This window comes from Halococcus sp. IIIV-5B (genome assembly GCF_003602035.1).
Taxonomy (GTDB): domain Archaea; phylum Halobacteriota; class Halobacteria; order Halobacteriales; family Halococcaceae; genus Halococcus; species Halococcus salsus.
The window spans coordinates 20,807-37,276 of sequence record NZ_QZWE01000003.1 but is presented as its reverse complement, the minus strand read 5'-3'; the positions used below and the strand labels follow the sequence as shown (position 1 = coordinate 37,276).

Below are 16,470 nucleotides of genomic sequence, written 5' to 3'. Positions count from 1 at the left end.
GCACACAAATAGCTTGCTAATACTCGTGAGACTGAACGAGCGCTACTCTGAAGAGGGCACTGCGAGCAGGTTGACACCCTGTCGATCGCGGATACTGCCGTGACCACAACCGGGGGCAGGCCGATGAGGGCTGTGCTGGTCATCTATCGCAGACGCGGGTTCAACTGGGATTACAGCGGAGCGCACGACTGCACACTCGACCTCCGGGGTGTTGTTTCAACTCCACAAGGGTTCGTCTAGGACCATGCACATCCAAGATCACTTGCTCTCGGCGGACCACTTCCTGTTGTTGCATAAGGGCGGTCTATAACGGGCTTCTCTTGTGAACATCCTGTCGCAGTGGGTGTGTTCGAAATGACCGCTCAGGTCATGCGTGCGAGAGCGGTCAAGTACCCTTGGCCCAACACTCAAGAAATGCCGTGTTCAACACCTCTTCGAGCAGTTCTCTGCGTTGCGTGAACACCAAAACAGGGAACTACTCGCTCTTTGGCTAACTGTGCCCTTCAGGAACTCGTTCGCCACTTCGCCCAGACTCGAGTACATCGGAGCGACTGTTCTTCGAACTCACTCTCCGGCGATGATGTCGTACAACTCCTCACGGTCGAAGAGCTCCTCGTCATCCGAGGGCGAAAGCGGGGCTTCAGGATCGAACGCCCCGAACTCGTCCGGATAGAGTTGACGCCCGAGGAGTTCGGTGTTGTAGAGGTTCGTCACTGGCCCCTGCTCGCCGATGCCACCGGGGTAGACCTGGTTTTCCTCGATGGCGGTGAGTTGTCCGCCGATCGGGTGGTTCTCGATTGGAGTCACGAATCGCTCTTGAAACGCCGCCGCGTTAAACGACAGCTCAGTGCCGTTTCGCTCGACGAACTCCCAGCCGAACATGAGTCCGTCCTGGAAGATTATCATCTCGGGGTCGGCATCGAGCAGCCCCTCGTAGTCGACCCATCCCTCGGATCCGCCTCCCTCGATATCGAACGCGTTGGTCGGACCGAGTTCGTGGTATTGCTTGTTTTCGGACCCGCGACCACCGAACGCCGCTAGCTCGAATTCGCCCTGCTGTGGGTTCGTCCCATCGTCGAGATAGCCGAGTCGTGGGCGTTCGTCTTCGGGCGGGAGCCGCGACTTGACCGTTTCGAGCATCTCGTCGTGTATTCCCTTGATCGCGTCGTATCGCTCTCGTTCTTTGAATACCATCGAGAGCTTCTCGAAGGCCTCGTACATCGTCGGCGGCTCGTATCCAAGCTCTTCGCGGTACCGGTAGACCATGGCAGCGAAAAACGGCCCGACGGTGCGTTCGACATCCTCGATGGCCTGTGCGGACCAGTCCCATCGAATCCTGAGGTTAACTGGATCGAGGAGGATGACATCCGGGTCGACTTCGTGAATGCGCTCAGGGTCGTTCGCCTGTTCGTTCACCCACCTGGCGTCCGGAAACCGTGAGAGCAAGTCAAAGCCAAGGTCATCGTAGTAGAGCATGCTTGGGAGCGGGCCCGGGATCCAGCCATCTACTTGCCCGAGTGCGAGCCCCATATCCGCCCAGTCGCCGTTCCTCCGCCCTGAATACCACGTCTCGGGGACGGATTCGAACTCGACCTCGCCCACCGGAACCATCTCGACGGTGTAGGACTCGTTCGCGTTCGATGTACTATCGGTTGACCTCGACCCATTCGCCCCTCCATCACCCTCACCGATACAGCCGGAGACCGCTCCCGCCGAGAGAATGAGACTGGCCTGCAGAAACCGACGCCGTCCCGTCCTCATTTCCGAGCTATCCACCGGCCACACCATTCGTCCCGTCGTTATCAGCCAATGGCCCGTTCGGACTGTTTTCATCTAAACTCATGTTATTTAGGCCGACCTAAACAATACAAAACCCTTTCGATGTCCAGTGGTCGGATGGTCAATTCAACATCTGGAATGTCGAATTCATTTCGTTTACGATCTCCCAAATAAAATTTTGGAGATAATACAGAGCTTTCCGCAACGTTCACGGTGAACAGGTTCTCCTAACGAATGCTTCAGCACGCGCGTCTCTCGCACGCGGTTCTCTCCTACCGGGTCCGACGTGAAACGCCGTCGCCACCGCAACAGCCCTGCTCAAGAGTTCCGGCCCTCCGGGCCGGCCAAAGCCCGACCGCGTACCCACGGAGCGCCCGCCCACCTTCACGGTCCTGTTAGCGCCCATAGGGCGCTGTGCGGGCTTTCGCAGGCAGAGGGGGCGCTGGTTTGCTTCTCACCCAGCGTGTCATAGAATTCTTCCCACACAATAGTCAGTCTGCGCATTGTTTTAGAATGGAACGGCTTTAACAAGTCGTGCACCGGGTGCACGGCGCTCTAAGACAGTTAGAGAACACCATTTCATTCGCGAATCCAGACCTATTGGAACCGGCTCCCTGAATTCGATTCTACCTACAAAAGGTGTTTTGAGGACGGCTTTGGCACTCTCGGAGCTATTGCCTTCATATCCGCTGATGACCATGAAAATCATTCTATGACACGCTCTCTCACCCAAAATAACCGACAAAGCGCCGCACACCGGCTCCGAGAACGAACGCACCGATGTCGACACCGAAAAGCGCTGCCGCGACCCACAGATACCACGACCAACCGATAATTGGCCATGAGAGGGAGAGGACGGCGCGGAGTCCGTGTGTGAGAGTCATCACCGGCGATGACGACCGTGTTTAGACCGCTCGCGAGCAACCCGCTGTTGAGATCGGCGTTCACCATCGCCGCGACGATCTCGATGAGGACTGGCAGGTAGACGAGCGGCCAAATGAAGGGGAGCGTACCGGTCATCATTTCCTCGGGAAAGGCGGCCGTGGTCACCAGTTGCTCGAACAGATGGGGTCGATGCCCGCGAACGGCTCAGGAACCTCAACTAGCGAGGGTGACCTCCCTCAGATCGATAGGACCGAAATCCAGCGTTTTCGAGACATCCGATGACTGAGCCGTCGCTGATCAGATATCGAAAATATGTGATGGACCGCGACTCCAGGGTGCTTGGACTTACTCGATGATGTTCGTCTGCTCTCCCACGACGGTCAGCGTGTTGTCGTGGTTGAGGAACGTCTTCTCGTCCGGGAACACTTCCTCCTCGTACGTCTCCGAGGTCAGTACGGCCTCCATCCCTTCCTCGTTGTCGAACCAGATCTCGGCCGTCCCGTCGTAGTCGGCGTTCGAGACGGCGTCTGTGTCTAGATCGATGGGATGGGTCTGAATGTAGCGCTCGACGTGTTCTTCGGCCTCGGGAATCGAGCGAAAGAGCGGGCCGTGGGTTTCGATGTGGTGCTCGACGAACTCCTCCCGCGAGAGGTCCGCGTTTCGTTTCAGGAACATGGTCATTTTGATCATAAGGTGGTGGTGTCAGTGTCTGCGTTAGTGGTAGTTTGAACGGTGCGTGCGCGGCGGACGGTCAGTGGTCTCTGGATGGTTGCCACCGGGTGACGGTCGTGTCGTCGGGATAGTCGATCCCGTCGGGGTACGTGAGGAGTTCGACGAGCATCCCCCACGGCGTCCGGCAGTAGACGCCCTCGTTGCCGTCGCCGGACTCGACGCCTGCGAGTGGATGCGGTGGGGAGAGCAGTTCGCCGTTCGCCTCCTCGACCCGGTCCGCGACCGCCCCGACGTCCTCGACGTACAAACCGAGGTGCGTCACGCCAAGGTCCTCGATGCCCGGTGCGGGCTGTTGGTCGGTGTCCGCCACCTGGAAGAGTTCAACGCACGGCCCGTCGCCGATGCGCAGAAGGCGCATGTGAACGACCGCGGCCCCTTCTGGCAAACCGAGTTGCTGCTCCGGGTCCTCGCCTTCCATCGGGTCAGCGTCCGTCGGGAGCACGTCGTAGACGGGTACCGCCCCGAACGCGTCAGCGAAGAATTCCGTAGCGTCCTCCACGTTGGGAACGGTGACGCCGACATGGTCCCCCGCACGAACGTCGTCCGCCGACGTATCGACCGGCGAGATGGACATGAGTTCCGTGATCTCAAGCGCGTCCTCCGTTATTGTGTCTTCCACGGCATCGGTGAATTCCTTCGTGTGTGAGGCCCGTCGATGGGCTTGGAGCGCCTCCGCGTCACGATACTCCGCGAGTATCTCCAGGCCGCCCGACTCGTCCTCACGTCGATAGACGAGAAAGCGAACGTTGCCGGGCTCTCTACGCGTTTTGCGTGTCTGTTCCTCGACGAGTTCTCTCAGCCGCTCTTCCCCCCCTGTCGATGGAGAGAGACGAGTGATCGTTGATATTGTCATACCCTACTCAGAACGAGGGTCAGGAACGGGATAAGTATTGTCAAATTTTTTAACTACTGCCGTTGTACAACACGCGATCATCCAGCAAGACGACCAACTGGTCCATCATACCAAAGGTAACCGTGGTCGCTGAAGTAGCAGAACCGGTAGTCATCTTCGCTGCTCGTCGTGACTCGTTGCACGGTATCAGTCAGTAACGTCGCACGCCAATCGTTTGGTTACGCGAATTGGATGAGGGCGACACCACAAAGGAGACACAGGGTTCCCGCGACACGAGAAGGGGTGGCCGCCCGCTTAGCGGTTCGAAACAGACCGTATTCGTCGATGACGACGGACGTGATCTGCTGGCCGGCAGCGATGAATCCGACCGTCGCTGCCGCGCCGATCACCGGGATTAGTATCAGCGACGAATCGACGTAGAACGCGGCCGCGAACCCCCCGGCCCACACCCACCACGGCGCGCTGCCGAGACCAGTCATCGTTGGACGCGTCTCCGAAGACCACAGCACGACCAGCAGGAGAACGGCGGTACCGACGACGAACGAGACCGCCCCGGAAAACAGCGGTCCACTGATCGCTGCTCGAAGCTGTGCGTTGATCGCCGCCTGGACGGGCGTGGCGGCACCGACGAGCAACGCGCCGATGCCGAGAACTACCGTCGAACTCGACAGCCATCCCGTCGTCGACTTACCACCAGTCGCGGTCGCAGACCCGGCTGTCGTATCCGACGACGTGCTGACAGCCGTGCCATGTGCGATGAGTCCTGCCCCGAGAACGGTCGCTATCACCCCGACGAGATTGCCGATCGTCACGGAATCGACCGGCACGCCGAGCACCCCGAACTGGTCCATCACGACGGACATTACCATCTGGCCGGTGATCTGGAGCCCGACCGTGGTCGCTGCACCGAGCCGCGGAAGCAACAGGATCAACGCGACGAGGAGTACCGCTCCGAGAACCCCACCGGTCCACATCACCCACGTCGTTCGGCCGAACGCGTCGATCGACGACATCGGACTTCCGAAGGAGACCGTTGCGACGACGAGAACAACGCTCCCGATGAAAAAGGAGATCAGACCCGCACCGATCGAACTCTCTACTTCTTCACCAAGATGGCCGTTGATCGCTAACTCCACCGCGAAGATCCCACCAGTCCCCAAGGCGAGAACGATCGGCGCTATCGCCTCCATCGAGCTATCGCCCCCGCAAATCGTATTTAACACTGAAATGACAATTTCGTCGCAGCGCACCTGTTGTATTCACTGCCTCGACAAATTCTCTCAGCTGGCTTTCTTCACCTGATAGTGGAGAGAAATGAAAGAGCGTTGGTGCCATCATATCCTGTATCCTAATCGGAGATGAGATGGATTAAATCTTATCAAATGTTTTAACTACTGCCGTTGTACAGTGTGCAACTGCGTTGACTTTTAAAGAAGAGCCGAGGACTTGCTTGACAGCGCTCAGAGTCCGCTTCACAGTAGACGGGACTGTGGTCGACACGCAGGGAGTCACTCTCGAACCTAGTGAATCTCAAGATACTCAAACGACTTACACGACGACCGAGAACGACATCGGCGAGCTTGATGTGACGGTCGTCTCGGACGACGACACAGAGAGCACGACAGTCGAGGTGCTGACGCCGGGGGTGTTCGACGTGAGCATCGACAGGAGTGCCGAGAGCGACGACACCGATTCCATGACCGTGACCAAAACCGACGAGTCAGAGACGCTATCGGTCACACTTTCTCTTTCTCAGAAGAATCATGCTGGCCGCCGTCGTCCGACCAGCTATGGACGACACCCGCGACCCGGTCGAACGCTTGCTCGGGGAGTCACGCGACCTCGTAGAGGTCGCCGCGTGGGACCCCCGGTCGCGGCTTGACCGCCTCGCCATTGGTATCCACCGCTGGCTCCGGCGCGGGCGGCGTGTCGGCGTGGTCGCCCTCGCGGCCGTGATCCTATATTGAGAACGATCTCCTGTCGAAGGTGTGTAGTTGCTCATATCGGTCGTCGTCGTTTCCAAAAAGAATTGTGATCGATATACTTCTATCTACTATTTTCGCAACACCTTTTAAATAGGGTGGGTAGCCAAGAAGTTTATAATATTTCAACCCCTGTCGGATTGTATGTCCACAATTGAGCTGACCCAGAGTCAGAAGTCGATTCTTCAGGAACTAGTTAATCTTGAACGGGAGAGTGAGACCACTGTCACAGGCAAAGCGATTGCCGACCAGATAGACCGGAACCCAGGGACGATCCGGAATCAGATGCAGAGCCTAAAAGCCCTGCAACTGGTTGAAGGCGTCCCTGGTCCAAGAGGTGGGTACAAGCCGACCTTAAATGCCTACAATGCTCTTGATCTTCAGGAAATGGATGAGCCCGCATCGATTCCGGTCAGTTGCAACGGCGAACCCGCCGAAGAAGAGATTATACAGGAAATCAACCTTGTATGTGTTCTGCATCCTGAGAAATGTCGCGCTGAGGTTCACATTCAGGGCTCCGTTCGGGACTTTCGTGTAGATGATATCCTTACCATCGGACCTACTCCAAAGTCGAGCTTAGCGATCACGGGCTTGGTTGAGGGAGTTATCCACACGGACAACAAACTTATCATCAGGACCGACAGCATGGAAGCTCCTGTCCAATAGAATGATCCTGTTCTCTACTGGCATAGTCAAGACATTTTCAGGATCAATAGAGTACCTTTTGGACAGGGCTAAGAGGATCAATCACTGCCCTGGAGTAAAACTATGATAGTTGGTGATAGGTCTATTGAACACAATAATGGTACGAAAACAATCTCATAATTCTCATCATCCCCCCGCACAAACAGGGGTGACAACCGATATGGCTACAGAGACGCCAGATATTTCATCGATATCACCTACTGCTTGGGAACTCTTGCGAGTGGCCGCTCAGTACAGCCAGAGGGAGGTTGAACGAGAGATTGATGAAATTCTCCAAGCCCATATCTCAATGCTTGAAGGGGGGAATCGAGCTCTTTCATACGACCGTCGGCAGACGTTATTTGACCTTTACACCGCCGAACTGACCGACGACCAAGTTTCAGTAATCATCAGGAACTTTTGACTTCATCCGGAACAACTATTACAATGGATAATCTGGGTATTGTATCAATGATACAGTCGGCACTCAGTGGTCGACGCGGTATGATAGCGGTGTTCGCCGTTGCGGTCATTGGAACAATAGGGATCGCGTTTGCGCCAACGCCGGGTGGACTCTCGATTCGAGGACAGTACGCGCTAGCGACGATGTTTTTTGTTGGAATGCTCTGGGTAACGGGGGCCCTTCCACTCGCGGTCACTGCTCTCTGCGTTCCAATCCTACTTACTGGATTTGGCGTGTATCCAACCATGGACGAAGCACTTGCGGGATTCGCCGACCACATCATATTCTTGTTTCTTGCAGGGTTCATGTTGGCGAACGCGCTCCAGAAATACGACATTGACCGGCGCATTGCATTGTCAGTACTCGCTCGGATGGGAACGTCACCACGCAAGCTTGTCGCCGCAGTCATGCTTGCCACTGCGTTTCTTTCGATGTGGGTTTCGAATACGGCCACCGCAGCAATGATGATGCCGATCGCACTCGGTGTCCTCGCTCAGGTACTCGGTCGAGAAGCAATCTCAGCCGTTGATGACAATCCGAACGCTACGATCGACTCTTCAGTCAGTACAGACGGGGGAGAATCAGTCAACAGCGGCGTCGCTGCGACGGAAGACGATTTCAGAAATCTTCAGGTAGCAATGTTGCTTGGGACCGCCTACGCTGCAAGCGTCGGTGGGGTTGGAACTCTGATCGGTACACCGCCGAATGCTATCCTCGCAGGACAACTTAGCTCGACGTTGAATTACGACATCGGGTTTGTCCAGTGGCTCGCTGTCGGACTCCCAATCGTTGTAATAACGCTGCCCATCATCTGGTACCTTCTCACCTACGTTCTCTACCCACCTCGAATTGACGATGTGAGTGGCGCTCGTCAGCAGGCTCAAGAGTATCTCCGTGAGGAAGGTGAATTGAGTACACGGGGCAAGCGCGTTGTCTACATTTTCAGTGCAACGGCGTTCCTGTGGGTGATCGGTGGCCTCGGCTCATTTGTCCAACCATATATCTCGGCTCCGGTCTACACGACACTTTTCGGTGGGGAGGGTCCAACCCTGCTCGGTGTAAGCGGTCATGGGGGGCTCCTCTATTACGTTCTGATCGGATTGGCTGCCGTCCCAGCGTTAGTACTTGCTGATACGATGGAGTGGGACGAACTCGTCGATATCGATTGGGGGACGCTATTGCTCTTCGGTGGTGGAATAGCACTAGCTAATGCTCTTGCTGATTCTGGGGCAACCGAATGGATAGCCGACACGGTGTTCGGGGGGCTTGTTGGGGCACCGATACTGTTGGTGATTCTCGTGGTTGTTTTGCTTGTGATTTTCTTGACCGAGATGACCTCAAACGCTGCAACAACCAGCATCATTGCCCCGATTCTCATTGGGCTCGGTGGAATATTTGCGGGCACGCTTGGGCTGGGGAACCTTCCAGCAGCATTGTTTTTGGCGGTCTCAGGAACGATTGCTGCAAGTTTCGCTTTTGCGCTACCAGTTGCGACACCGCCGAATGCGATCGTTTTCGGTAGTGGGTACGTCAAGCAAGACCAGATGATCCGTGCTGGAGTAGTACTAAACCTACTTATGACATTTGTGCTGGTGGTACTTATTTGGGTGATGTTCCAGTTCCTTTGGCCATTGGTGCTCTGGTAGCTTCAACACTGCTTCTAAGACTATGAAGTAGTATTATTAGCAAAATATGTATAACTGGTAAGAGCGAACTCATTCCATGCCATTGCTCCAATTCGATACGACCCTATCGCTATCGACAACTGAGAAGACCGAGCTTGCGGACCAAGTTACTGAATTCTATACGGCAGAGATGGAGACAACCGCAGGACATGTTGCGATAACTATCCGAGAGCACGAGATGGCAGCACTCCATCTCGGCCGAGCAAATGCTGGCCCCATCCTATTCCTTGATGCCGAAGTTCGAGAAGGCCAACCGTTTGAACGCAAGCGAGCGTTTGCCCTCGCGGTTATGGAGTATGTTGAGAATAGATTTGAGATACCTGATGAAAACATGAAGGTCGTCTTCACCGAGCACCCCGGTGAAGCGATGATGGGTATGGATCGTGTAGGAGGTAGATGGGAAGACGAGTAGTTATTTTTTCCAGTAGGCAAAGCCTGGATTCGGCGCACCTGAACCAACTTTTCCAAATTTTCAGGCGATTTGATTCTCCGAACTTGACCTAGTGACAAAAAGCCAGACACAAACCATCTACCAGTGATTGGAGAGTAAAGGACGAGTAAGCTCCGGTGGGCTTCAGGATCTTCTAGAACAAGCGACCGTTGATCCATCAGAATAGCGGTGAACGCCGTTGAGGTTTCTACCAACCAGTCCACGTAGATACAGGCTCCACACAACGAGGTATCGGACCTCCTTACCGATGCAGCTCAACGTGCAGAGGATAACGACCACAAGACCGTCCAGCCATGCAACCTCTGAGTCGTATCGTTGCGTGGGTCACAGCGTGTTCAAGAGTTGCTGAACGTACGGATTGCTCCCCCAGCTCCGATGCTGGCCCATGATCGAGAGCAGTCGTTGAGCCTCCGTCGCGGTTATGTGCTCGTTGCGCGCGTAATCACAGACTAAACGTGGGGCGGGAACGATCCGGGGCCCAGTAAGCGCTGCGTGGATGAGTGCGAAGTTCGTTCCCGAGAACTCGTCGGTCAGGAATCCATCGACATCGCGTGCGTTCGCGAGGATGATTCCAGCAGTTTCGCCTTCATCGAGTCCGTACGTGGGGAGCGAACTCGGGGTGTCCGGTCGTTGGAGCGGATTCTCGACGTGGTAGTGAGCATTCGCCGCAAGAACGTTCGCCGCGGCAGCCGCGTGGATATCAGTATACTGCGCGGTAGTCCGGAGTTCAGTCTCGACCTGCGTCGGCACGTGGACAGTACACGAGGTGAAAAAGAGCTGTAAGGGGTCCGGATTAGTTGTCGTCTCGTAGGTTGCGTCAGCTGACGGTACGGCGAGACTGATGAGTGCGCTCGTATCGGCGACAGTGGTCTGCATGGGGAAAGGATGTAGAGTGAATGTGGTGGTTATTCTCGTGTGGCATTTGAATCGGCCGGCTCAACGGATTGACCTTCACCGTCGTAGATATCGGTGTCGTCGGGGGCAGACAGGTCGAGTGGTTCGCTGTCGAGGTCGCGCTTCAAGAGGCGGAACCGTTGGGCGGCATCGGTGCCAACGAGCTGTTTGACCATCTCGAAGTCCAATCGGCCTTCATAGTATTCGCTGGCGACGATCCCTTGAAATGAGTCGTCACTGGCCGTTTCATCGACGTACTCGCGGAGTGCTTCGTTGAGAACATCCGTCCGATCTCTCTGAAAGAGGGTCGCGATCGCGTCGACGCGTTCGATAAGGTGCTCCGGCGAGTGGAAATGGACACGCTGGGTCTCTCGGTCAGTGCTCATCGTCCTATGCGCATGTTATGCACACAAGAATCTAAAGGTTGCTGTTTGTGTGCAAGCTATGCACACAGAATGAGCCTGATGTTCTCGTTGACTACATGATGTCTGGTTCTAAGATCCAATTTGTCACGACTTGATGAGATGTTTCAAAAGGAGTACCTTTTCGACAGTAGAATAATCAACATTAATATCTCAGTAAGTACTGAGATACTGATCTCTATGCACGAACGGCATCTCACACAGCGCGTGCAGGTGGACGTGGTAGCGCTCCGGTTCTTCACACCGTCGGTAACCCACCACCAGCAGATCATTACCGACTAAATAATCAGCATTCGCCGAATTGAACTTTACATGCCAAGCCTCTCTGAGCGCTGGTATGGCCGTTTCCATGAAGACCAACAAGACTTCGGAACAACACGGGCACTCCTTACAGGGCTCCTGGCGACCGGTCTGTACCTGGTCCTCTTCGTCTTGTTGCTCGCCTTAGCACTCGGATCAACACCAAATGAGCAAATTGGAGCACAGGCTAGCGCTATTGGGTACTTAGCTGCCACAGTTGGCGGTCTAATTCTCGGCGCAAGGCCTGTCTATCGCTTCTACACCTCTGACCAGGCCCGAGAACGAGCACAGAGCTTTCCGATCCGCGTCCCAATGATGATCGCTTTTGTCGTCCTGTACTACCTGTTAGCACAATACCGGCCAACCTACGCTGTGTGGTTTGGCATTTGCTACGTGGTAGCTCGAGCACTGACCCATCTCGGGATTTACATCGCTGCTCGAGTATGAGCGGACACCAACTCAAAACCTCTCTTGGTGGGTTATTCAATGCTCTTCATAGTGCCCGTGTTCTAAGCATGGGACTTCTCGTCATCTCTCAGAGGTTGAGAGACAACGAGTTATCGAGCCAAAGGTTCGTACGGCCTGGTAGGTTGATATTTGGATACCGATAGGAAGTGTGTCAAAGTTTACTTCAGTCACCTATCCCACAGAGCCTGTATGAAACGGCGAAATTTCCTCTATGCAGGTGGTGCACTCGTCTGTGGAGCCGGCATCGCAAATGCTGCTGGAGGATGGAACCTCATTCAGTCATCTGTAGAAGCAGATTACGCGTTTGGGACACTCAACCGACCTTCAGACCGTCTCGTTGCAACTGGTCTTGGACCGAACGACAACCCGCCATACTATGCGCGACTCATCACAAAGCCACCTGAACAGCAGCTATTCCCGAATATATCTACAAACGGGTTGGATACGAAGTCCCTGCGAGATATGGTCGCAGAAACCGATTTCGAGCGGTCGTACCTGCTTCTCATACAAGCTCGGATGAAATTCCAGGATCGATTTGGGATCTATCCTCAGTCTGAACCGCAATGGGTTGGATGGCGAACTCTCTCAATCCCTCTCTACACTGAAAACTGGGGAACGGTGCAACCGAATCTACAAGGAGCTAACGAACTCGTCAGTACCAATATGATACGGTTCAAGAGCGAAACCACTCCGCAGTCGGGCCATGCTCTTCTCTATGAGGGGCTAACTGGCGGTTCGGTTCAGGAACGTATCTCGATCTAAGTGGCCGACCCTGAATGACCCAAATATTGTAGTGAGGAGATAACTGCGACGTTCGCCCAATTCGGTCATCATCTGTGGTTCGCCGTCGCTGTCTATCACCGTGAGCGAGCCACGTCCTCGGAGGTAGAACAGCCCACCAATCGCGAGCACTATTCCCAGCAGCACCCGCGATCCCCGCAACCACCGCACTCGCCGACAGAAGGCTTAACGCGCGCGTAAGAACGGCCAATCTGTGACACACCACACGACACCTGAAAGTCCACCAGCTAGCTACGAACACCCGGATAGTCAACCGAACGGAATCAGCTACAGCTACTCAAGCACCGAGTCATCGAAGTATCGATTAGACCAAGCCAACATGTTGGTACCGTCGATACCCATAGAGAACCAAGATCGGCGTGAGTATCACACCTATAAGATAGAGAGCGCTTGGCTCCCATGCCGCCTCAGAGCGGCGGATAACCCGGATATCCATGGCCCAAAAAAGGGCTAACCCAACGACGGTAACGGCATTCAGGATTATCGCAAGAAGCGAATCAAGCGGACTCACACTGACGTACAGAAAAAATAGAGCAATGATACCAACTGTAGCGTACCACCAGCGGGAATCAACCGAAACCCGGTCATGAGCCATATCCAATCCTCATCATCCCGTCTGATAACTCTATATCACACTGTCACGGCAAGATAAAGTCGCGCCCCGTTTCAGACAGGATTCCTGTTTGTGCCTCGATGGAGAAGATCGTAGTGCCCGCCTATCCCGATATGACAAGCAGTGGGCCTCGAACCACTCGCCGTTTTCTGGCTCCGCTGAGAAGTGGTCTGCGGTCCTTCTCGTACAATCAGCAGCAGCATCCCTACCATCAGCGCTCGTGTTCAAATGGGGTTGAAAGCCGAACAGGAAACCGCTCGCCAGAAGGACTTCCAGTAATATAGACGAGAGACGTCATATTGATGGAATCGACCCGGATAATCTCTTGGGGGACATTATGTGACTGAAATTCTTTCGAACGTCGAAATTTCCCAAGAATAATATTACCGCTAAACGATCTCTCCTCATGCTCCCCCTACAGATACCAGGTATGCCGGGTGGACCAGAAGTATTCGTTCTACTGGCTATTCTCATCGTCATTTGTTATCTGATTGGGAGATGGGTATACAGAGACGCCAAAAAACACGGCAGTGGTTGGGCATGGCAATGGGGTGTTGCCATTGGCATTCTGTTCTTTGTTGGTCTCGTTCCCGGGATAGTCGGAGTAGTAGTCTACTGGTTCGTCGTTCGATAACGCTGCTAATATAAATTGAGGACTTTTCCGAGTCGGTGTAGCGAGGTCAACATGACCGCAAGGGCTAATATCCCAATGATGATGGCTATACCATCTGCAACGGCCACAGCGAAAACTACTCCCTGCAATGCGATAAGTGCGATAACGACTAAAGCGAGGATGTAGCCTAGTCGCTTCGCCACATCCCATACAGCGTCATACGTGGCTTCGTAGATGATATCGCGCTCATCTCTATCTGACTCCATACGTTCGAGTAATTAGCGCCTGGTAAAATAGTGATGTTCGACCCACTGGGATGGACACCATTCAAGGATACCCTAATTGCTCTCATATACTTCTGGGACGGTGAAGACGTTCGCGAGGTGAAATCGAAACGCCGGGATTAGCTCTCTTCAGTCGTCGTAGTCACCAGTATCTTACTTCAGGGTGTTTGATTGTGAGTTTGAGCACAGCAACCTGCACTGGAGTAGACAGCGTCTATCGATGCTGCTGGCGACGTCCGAGAGTCGATAATAATCCATCAACTCAGGAGATCTACTGCTGTTCCCGAATGAACTCGAGTAAAGCGTCGATATCATCGGGCGATGCGGACGACTGGCCAAACATACTCTTGAATCGGTGATCCAGTCCACCTTCTTCGATGAACTCCTGTGCGCTTTCGAGTTGTTCTCGGAGCGCATCCTCGTCTCCCCGATGAAGGTGGGCTGCCACGGATGTGAACTCGACGTATGGAACAGCCGCGAGAACGTCAGCTAGGTCTGTTTTGCGGGCGCTATGGAGCTTGGCGGCTACCAGAACCTCGCCATCAGCGACGGGAGCAGTCGTTGACTGCGTCCCACCTGAGATAGTTCTCGTGGAGCTGTGGTCACGGAGATAGTCGAACGACCACTCCGCTTCGGTTTGGCGACATCCCAATCCGTTTACTAACAAATCAACACCGATCGGGTGGGGCAGACCTTCGGTTCGCTCGAAGAGTTCGATCTCGCGGTTGTAGATAGTCTCTTCTGGGGGTACTTCGAGCTCGCTCTTCCGTTCGAAGTGATGGTTCTCTAGGAACGTCACCACCGCTTCGGTATCTTCGGGGGCAATGACGAGGTCCAGATCAGTCGAAAAACGGGTCTCGAATTGTGAGACAGCGTAGCCACCGACGAGAACGAAATCGATGGTGGATTGTTCGAGGGCTGCAAGGACCTCAATGAGCGCCTCACTGCGTTCTTCTTGGCTCATGGCGAGGCTGGTGTCGCGTGATAGTCCGCCTCGGTCTCAAGGTCGTCGTACATCCGATCGAGGATATCTAGTGCCGATTCGAAGGTAGCGTAGTGTTCGCGCGCGAACTCAACAGTTTCTGAGAGTGAGATGACTGGCCGTCCGTCAACCATTTCGGCGTCGATCTGTGCGCAGGGTGCGAGGACGACTTGCAGTGGCCCAGAGACCTCGTCGGGTGACTGGCGTTCCTGGACGGTCGAAATTCCAAACAGCTCGAAGAAGTGCTCCCAATCTTCGAGATCCGACTCGCGGATAGCAATGAAAAGCGGATAATCCGTATCATTGCGAGCGACTTGGTAGCCACCTCGAGTCCAAACGTAGACGGCGTCGATAGCAGTGTACGCGAACTCCATGTCTGCAAATTGTGGGAGCACATAGCCTTCGGAGATTGTGGGTGGAGATACATTCGCTGCAGCGGCGAGAAAGGCGAGACCCGCCTCTCGAACGGTGTCGTCAACAACGGATAACCCATCGTCATATCGGATGTAGCCCGCATCTTCGAGACGGTTTACGGCTCGACGGACGGTCTCTCGGTTCTCGCCGATCTTCCGGGCGACACCTGAGATAGAGTCTCCAGATGTAATGGCAAGGAGTGTTTTGACCTCTGTTTCACCGCACTGTTCGAACATCGTACAGTTCCACAAATGTGTGTAACAGCAAAATAGTTGTCGCTATCGGGACTTCTGCTGACCTACCGTAGCACCCGTGCTATCGAATTCCCTCCTCCAGACGAGCATGAAGAGGAGCACCTTTTGAATACCTCCGTCTGGACGCTCTGACCAACTCTATCTTTTTTTATTCCTGCTTTTCGGATATCTCAACTCTGCAGTTTCTCCTGAGTGTTCAGAGGCTACTTGTGCATCCTCCCCGAGAACTGGGTCGTATGGCTCCAGATGAGAGACCTTTGGCGATGGACGAACTCTCTGAGAATGACATCCTCTTCGATCACGACGAGGACGAGCACTACGTTGTCGACCAAATCTCACCACGGGGGATTACCTTACTCCGACGGGACCGAGAGTACTACATTCCGCATACGATCTTTGCCGAGTGGTACACGACCGCAGATGTCGGGACGAATGATGATACACCAAGCACTCGCCCAGGCTGGATTGACTGAGCGAGCCATGAAACGATTGCGAGAGACAACCTTCCAATATGGCAATGATCAGCTATAATCCGGAATAGCCGCAACAGCTGAAGATGGCAGAGAAGAATATTGGCGAGTACAAACACGACCGAGCAGAAGCCGCCGAACACCTTCGACAGATAGCCGATAATCTCGAAAACGGCGACGACTTCGATATTGATATCGAGAACAAGACGATCACACTACAGCCACCCTCCTCAATCAACTTCGAAGTCGGAGCACGCGAAAGTTCCTCAATTCTTCGAGGGAGCCGCGAGTCTGTAACCATCAAAATGGATTGGAAACCGAAGTAACTCGTTCAAGTCACTTCTTCTATACACGGCATCATCACTGCCCCACGTACTACTTCCCAAGGTAGTGCTGGACGTAGCTACTCAGTATAGACAACACCGAGTCCTACCTACCAAA

General features: G+C 54.4%; 18 protein-coding genes. 8 read left to right on the top strand and 10 right to left on the bottom strand.

Annotated elements, in window-relative coordinates; all coding sequences use genetic code 11:
* Positions 1-564: 564 nt before the first annotated feature.
* From D3261_RS03280 to D3261_RS19925, 5 genes are all read right to left on the bottom strand, one after another.
* The gene (locus tag D3261_RS03280; protein ID WP_158589341.1) at positions 565-1,761 is read right to left on the bottom strand and encodes an ABC transporter substrate-binding protein; all 1,197 of its coding nucleotides are present in this window, start codon (positions 1,759-1,761) and stop codon (positions 565-567) included.
* Positions 1,762-3,009: 1,248 nt separating this feature from the next.
* Positions 3,010-3,354 carry an EthD domain-containing protein gene (locus D3261_RS03275; RefSeq protein WP_120068891.1) on the bottom strand — a complete coding sequence of 115 codons (345 nt, stop codon included), beginning with the start codon at positions 3,352-3,354 and terminating at the stop codon, positions 3,010-3,012.
* A 61-nt stretch (positions 3,355-3,415) separates the two neighbouring features.
* Positions 3,416-4,249: an antibiotic biosynthesis monooxygenase gene (locus D3261_RS03270; protein WP_120068888.1), complete on the bottom strand. Its 834-nt coding sequence runs from the start codon at positions 4,247-4,249 to the stop codon at positions 3,416-3,418.
* A 218-nt stretch (positions 4,250-4,467) separates the two neighbouring features.
* Positions 4,468-5,439: a DMT family transporter gene (locus D3261_RS03265; protein WP_120068885.1), complete on the bottom strand. Its 972-nt coding sequence runs from the start codon at positions 5,437-5,439 to the stop codon at positions 4,468-4,470.
* A 358-nt stretch (positions 5,440-5,797) separates the two neighbouring features.
* Complete coding sequence (locus D3261_RS19925) at positions 5,798-5,947, bottom strand: hypothetical protein (RefSeq protein ID WP_158589340.1); 150 nt, start codon at positions 5,945-5,947, stop codon at positions 5,798-5,800.
* Between the two features lie 92 nt (positions 5,948-6,039).
* Here D3261_RS19925 and D3261_RS19920 point away from each other — a divergent pair, with 92 nt between their 5' ends.
* From D3261_RS19920 to D3261_RS03245, 5 genes are all read left to right on the top strand, one after another.
* A complete protein-coding gene (locus D3261_RS19920; protein ID WP_158589339.1) occupies positions 6,040-6,216 on the top strand; it encodes a hypothetical protein in 177 nt (58 codons plus the stop codon).
* 159 nt (positions 6,217-6,375) lie between these two features.
* A complete protein-coding gene (locus D3261_RS03260; RefSeq protein ID WP_120068883.1) occupies positions 6,376-6,897 on the top strand; it encodes an Rrf2 family transcriptional regulator in 522 nt (173 codons plus the stop codon).
* Positions 6,898-7,096: 199 nt separating this feature from the next.
* Positions 7,097-7,339 (top strand): hypothetical protein, encoded by a 243-nt coding sequence (locus D3261_RS03255; RefSeq protein ID WP_120068881.1) that lies wholly within the window; start codon positions 7,097-7,099, stop codon positions 7,337-7,339.
* A 47-nt stretch (positions 7,340-7,386) separates the two neighbouring features.
* Positions 7,387-9,024 (top strand): SLC13 family permease, encoded by a 1,638-nt coding sequence (locus tag D3261_RS03250; RefSeq protein WP_120069238.1) that lies wholly within the window; start codon positions 7,387-7,389, stop codon positions 9,022-9,024.
* 76 nt (positions 9,025-9,100) lie between these two features.
* Positions 9,101-9,475: a tautomerase gene (locus D3261_RS03245; RefSeq protein WP_120068878.1), complete on the top strand. Its 375-nt coding sequence runs from the start codon at positions 9,101-9,103 to the stop codon at positions 9,473-9,475.
* A 363-nt stretch (positions 9,476-9,838) separates the two neighbouring features.
* Here D3261_RS03245 and D3261_RS03235 read toward each other — a convergent pair whose 3' ends face one another.
* Together D3261_RS03235 and D3261_RS03230 are read right to left on the bottom strand one after the other, a co-directional pair.
* Positions 9,839-10,390, bottom strand: coding sequence for a hypothetical protein (locus D3261_RS03235; protein ID WP_120068875.1), 552 nt, complete (start codon positions 10,388-10,390; stop codon positions 9,839-9,841).
* A 29-nt stretch (positions 10,391-10,419) separates the two neighbouring features.
* Positions 10,420-10,794: a hypothetical protein gene (locus tag D3261_RS03230; RefSeq protein ID WP_120068872.1), complete on the bottom strand. Its 375-nt coding sequence runs from the start codon at positions 10,792-10,794 to the stop codon at positions 10,420-10,422.
* A gap of 993 nt (positions 10,795-11,787) precedes the next feature.
* Between D3261_RS03230 and D3261_RS19915 the strand changes: the two genes are divergently transcribed.
* On the top strand, positions 11,788-12,360 hold the full coding sequence (locus D3261_RS19915; protein ID WP_158589338.1) for a hypothetical protein: 573 nt from the start codon (positions 11,788-11,790) through the stop codon (positions 12,358-12,360).
* A gap of 1,291 nt (positions 12,361-13,651) precedes the next feature.
* On the opposite strand, the gene D3261_RS03205 is transcribed toward D3261_RS19915, so the two are convergent.
* From D3261_RS03205 to D3261_RS03195, 3 genes are all read right to left on the bottom strand, one after another.
* Positions 13,652-13,891 (bottom strand): hypothetical protein, encoded by a 240-nt coding sequence (locus D3261_RS03205; protein ID WP_120068861.1) that lies wholly within the window; start codon positions 13,889-13,891, stop codon positions 13,652-13,654.
* Positions 13,892-14,180: 289 nt separating this feature from the next.
* A complete protein-coding gene (locus D3261_RS03200; protein ID WP_120068858.1) occupies positions 14,181-14,873 on the bottom strand; it encodes a nucleotidyltransferase family protein in 693 nt (230 codons plus the stop codon).
* On the bottom strand, positions 14,870-15,541 hold the full coding sequence (locus D3261_RS03195) for an RNA polymerase subunit sigma-70 (RefSeq protein ID WP_120068856.1): 672 nt from the start codon (positions 15,539-15,541) through the stop codon (positions 14,870-14,872). The genes D3261_RS03200 and D3261_RS03195 overlap by 4 nt, the downstream gene beginning before the upstream one ends.
* A gap of 254 nt (positions 15,542-15,795) precedes the next feature.
* Here D3261_RS03195 and D3261_RS03190 point away from each other — a divergent pair, with 254 nt between their 5' ends.
* Both D3261_RS03190 and D3261_RS03185 read left to right on the top strand, forming a co-directional pair.
* Positions 15,796-16,032, top strand: coding sequence for a hypothetical protein (locus D3261_RS03190; RefSeq protein WP_147464908.1), 237 nt, complete (start codon positions 15,796-15,798; stop codon positions 16,030-16,032).
* A gap of 83 nt (positions 16,033-16,115) precedes the next feature.
* On the top strand, positions 16,116-16,355 hold the full coding sequence (locus D3261_RS03185) for an amphi-Trp domain-containing protein (RefSeq protein WP_120068851.1): 240 nt from the start codon (positions 16,116-16,118) through the stop codon (positions 16,353-16,355).
* Positions 16,356-16,470: the final 115 nt, after the last annotated feature.

What these genes read in the sequence shown, in the direction of transcription:
- D3261_RS03280 (WP_158589341.1), bottom strand. Translation starts at nt 1,761, where the DNA reads ATGAGGACGGGACGGCGTCGGTTTCTGCAGGCCAGTCTCATTCTCTCG.
- D3261_RS03275 (WP_120068891.1), bottom strand. Translation starts at nt 3,354, where the DNA reads ATGATCAAAATGACCATGTTCCTGAAACGAAACGCGGACCTCTCGCGG.
- D3261_RS03270 (WP_120068888.1), bottom strand. Translation starts at nt 4,249, where the DNA reads ATGACAATATCAACGATCACTCGTCTCTCTCCATCGACAGGGGGGGAA.
- D3261_RS03265 (WP_120068885.1), bottom strand. Translation starts at nt 5,439, where the DNA reads ATGGAGGCGATAGCGCCGATCGTTCTCGCCTTGGGGACTGGTGGGATC.
- D3261_RS19925 (WP_158589340.1), bottom strand. Translation starts at nt 5,947, where the DNA reads ATGGAATCGGTGTCGTCGCTCTCGGCACTCCTGTCGATGCTCACGTCG.
- D3261_RS19920 (WP_158589339.1), top strand. Translation starts at nt 6,040, where the DNA reads ATGGACGACACCCGCGACCCGGTCGAACGCTTGCTCGGGGAGTCACGC.
- D3261_RS03260 (WP_120068883.1), top strand. Translation starts at nt 6,376, where the DNA reads ATGTCCACAATTGAGCTGACCCAGAGTCAGAAGTCGATTCTTCAGGAA.
- D3261_RS03255 (WP_120068881.1), top strand. Translation starts at nt 7,097, where the DNA reads ATGGCTACAGAGACGCCAGATATTTCATCGATATCACCTACTGCTTGG.
- D3261_RS03250 (WP_120069238.1), top strand. Translation starts at nt 7,387, where the DNA reads ATGATACAGTCGGCACTCAGTGGTCGACGCGGTATGATAGCGGTGTTC.
- D3261_RS03245 (WP_120068878.1), top strand. Translation starts at nt 9,101, where the DNA reads ATGCCATTGCTCCAATTCGATACGACCCTATCGCTATCGACAACTGAG.
- D3261_RS03235 (WP_120068875.1), bottom strand. Translation starts at nt 10,390, where the DNA reads ATGCAGACCACTGTCGCCGATACGAGCGCACTCATCAGTCTCGCCGTA.
- D3261_RS03230 (WP_120068872.1), bottom strand. Translation starts at nt 10,794, where the DNA reads ATGAGCACTGACCGAGAGACCCAGCGTGTCCATTTCCACTCGCCGGAG.
- D3261_RS19915 (WP_158589338.1), top strand. Translation starts at nt 11,788, where the DNA reads ATGAAACGGCGAAATTTCCTCTATGCAGGTGGTGCACTCGTCTGTGGA.
- D3261_RS03205 (WP_120068861.1), bottom strand. Translation starts at nt 13,891, where the DNA reads ATGGAGTCAGATAGAGATGAGCGCGATATCATCTACGAAGCCACGTAT.
- D3261_RS03200 (WP_120068858.1), bottom strand. Translation starts at nt 14,873, where the DNA reads ATGAGCCAAGAAGAACGCAGTGAGGCGCTCATTGAGGTCCTTGCAGCC.
- D3261_RS03195 (WP_120068856.1), bottom strand. Translation starts at nt 15,541, where the DNA reads ATGTTCGAACAGTGCGGTGAAACAGAGGTCAAAACACTCCTTGCCATT.
- D3261_RS03190 (WP_147464908.1), top strand. Translation starts at nt 15,796, where the DNA reads ATGGCTCCAGATGAGAGACCTTTGGCGATGGACGAACTCTCTGAGAAT.
- D3261_RS03185 (WP_120068851.1), top strand. Translation starts at nt 16,116, where the DNA reads ATGGCAGAGAAGAATATTGGCGAGTACAAACACGACCGAGCAGAAGCC.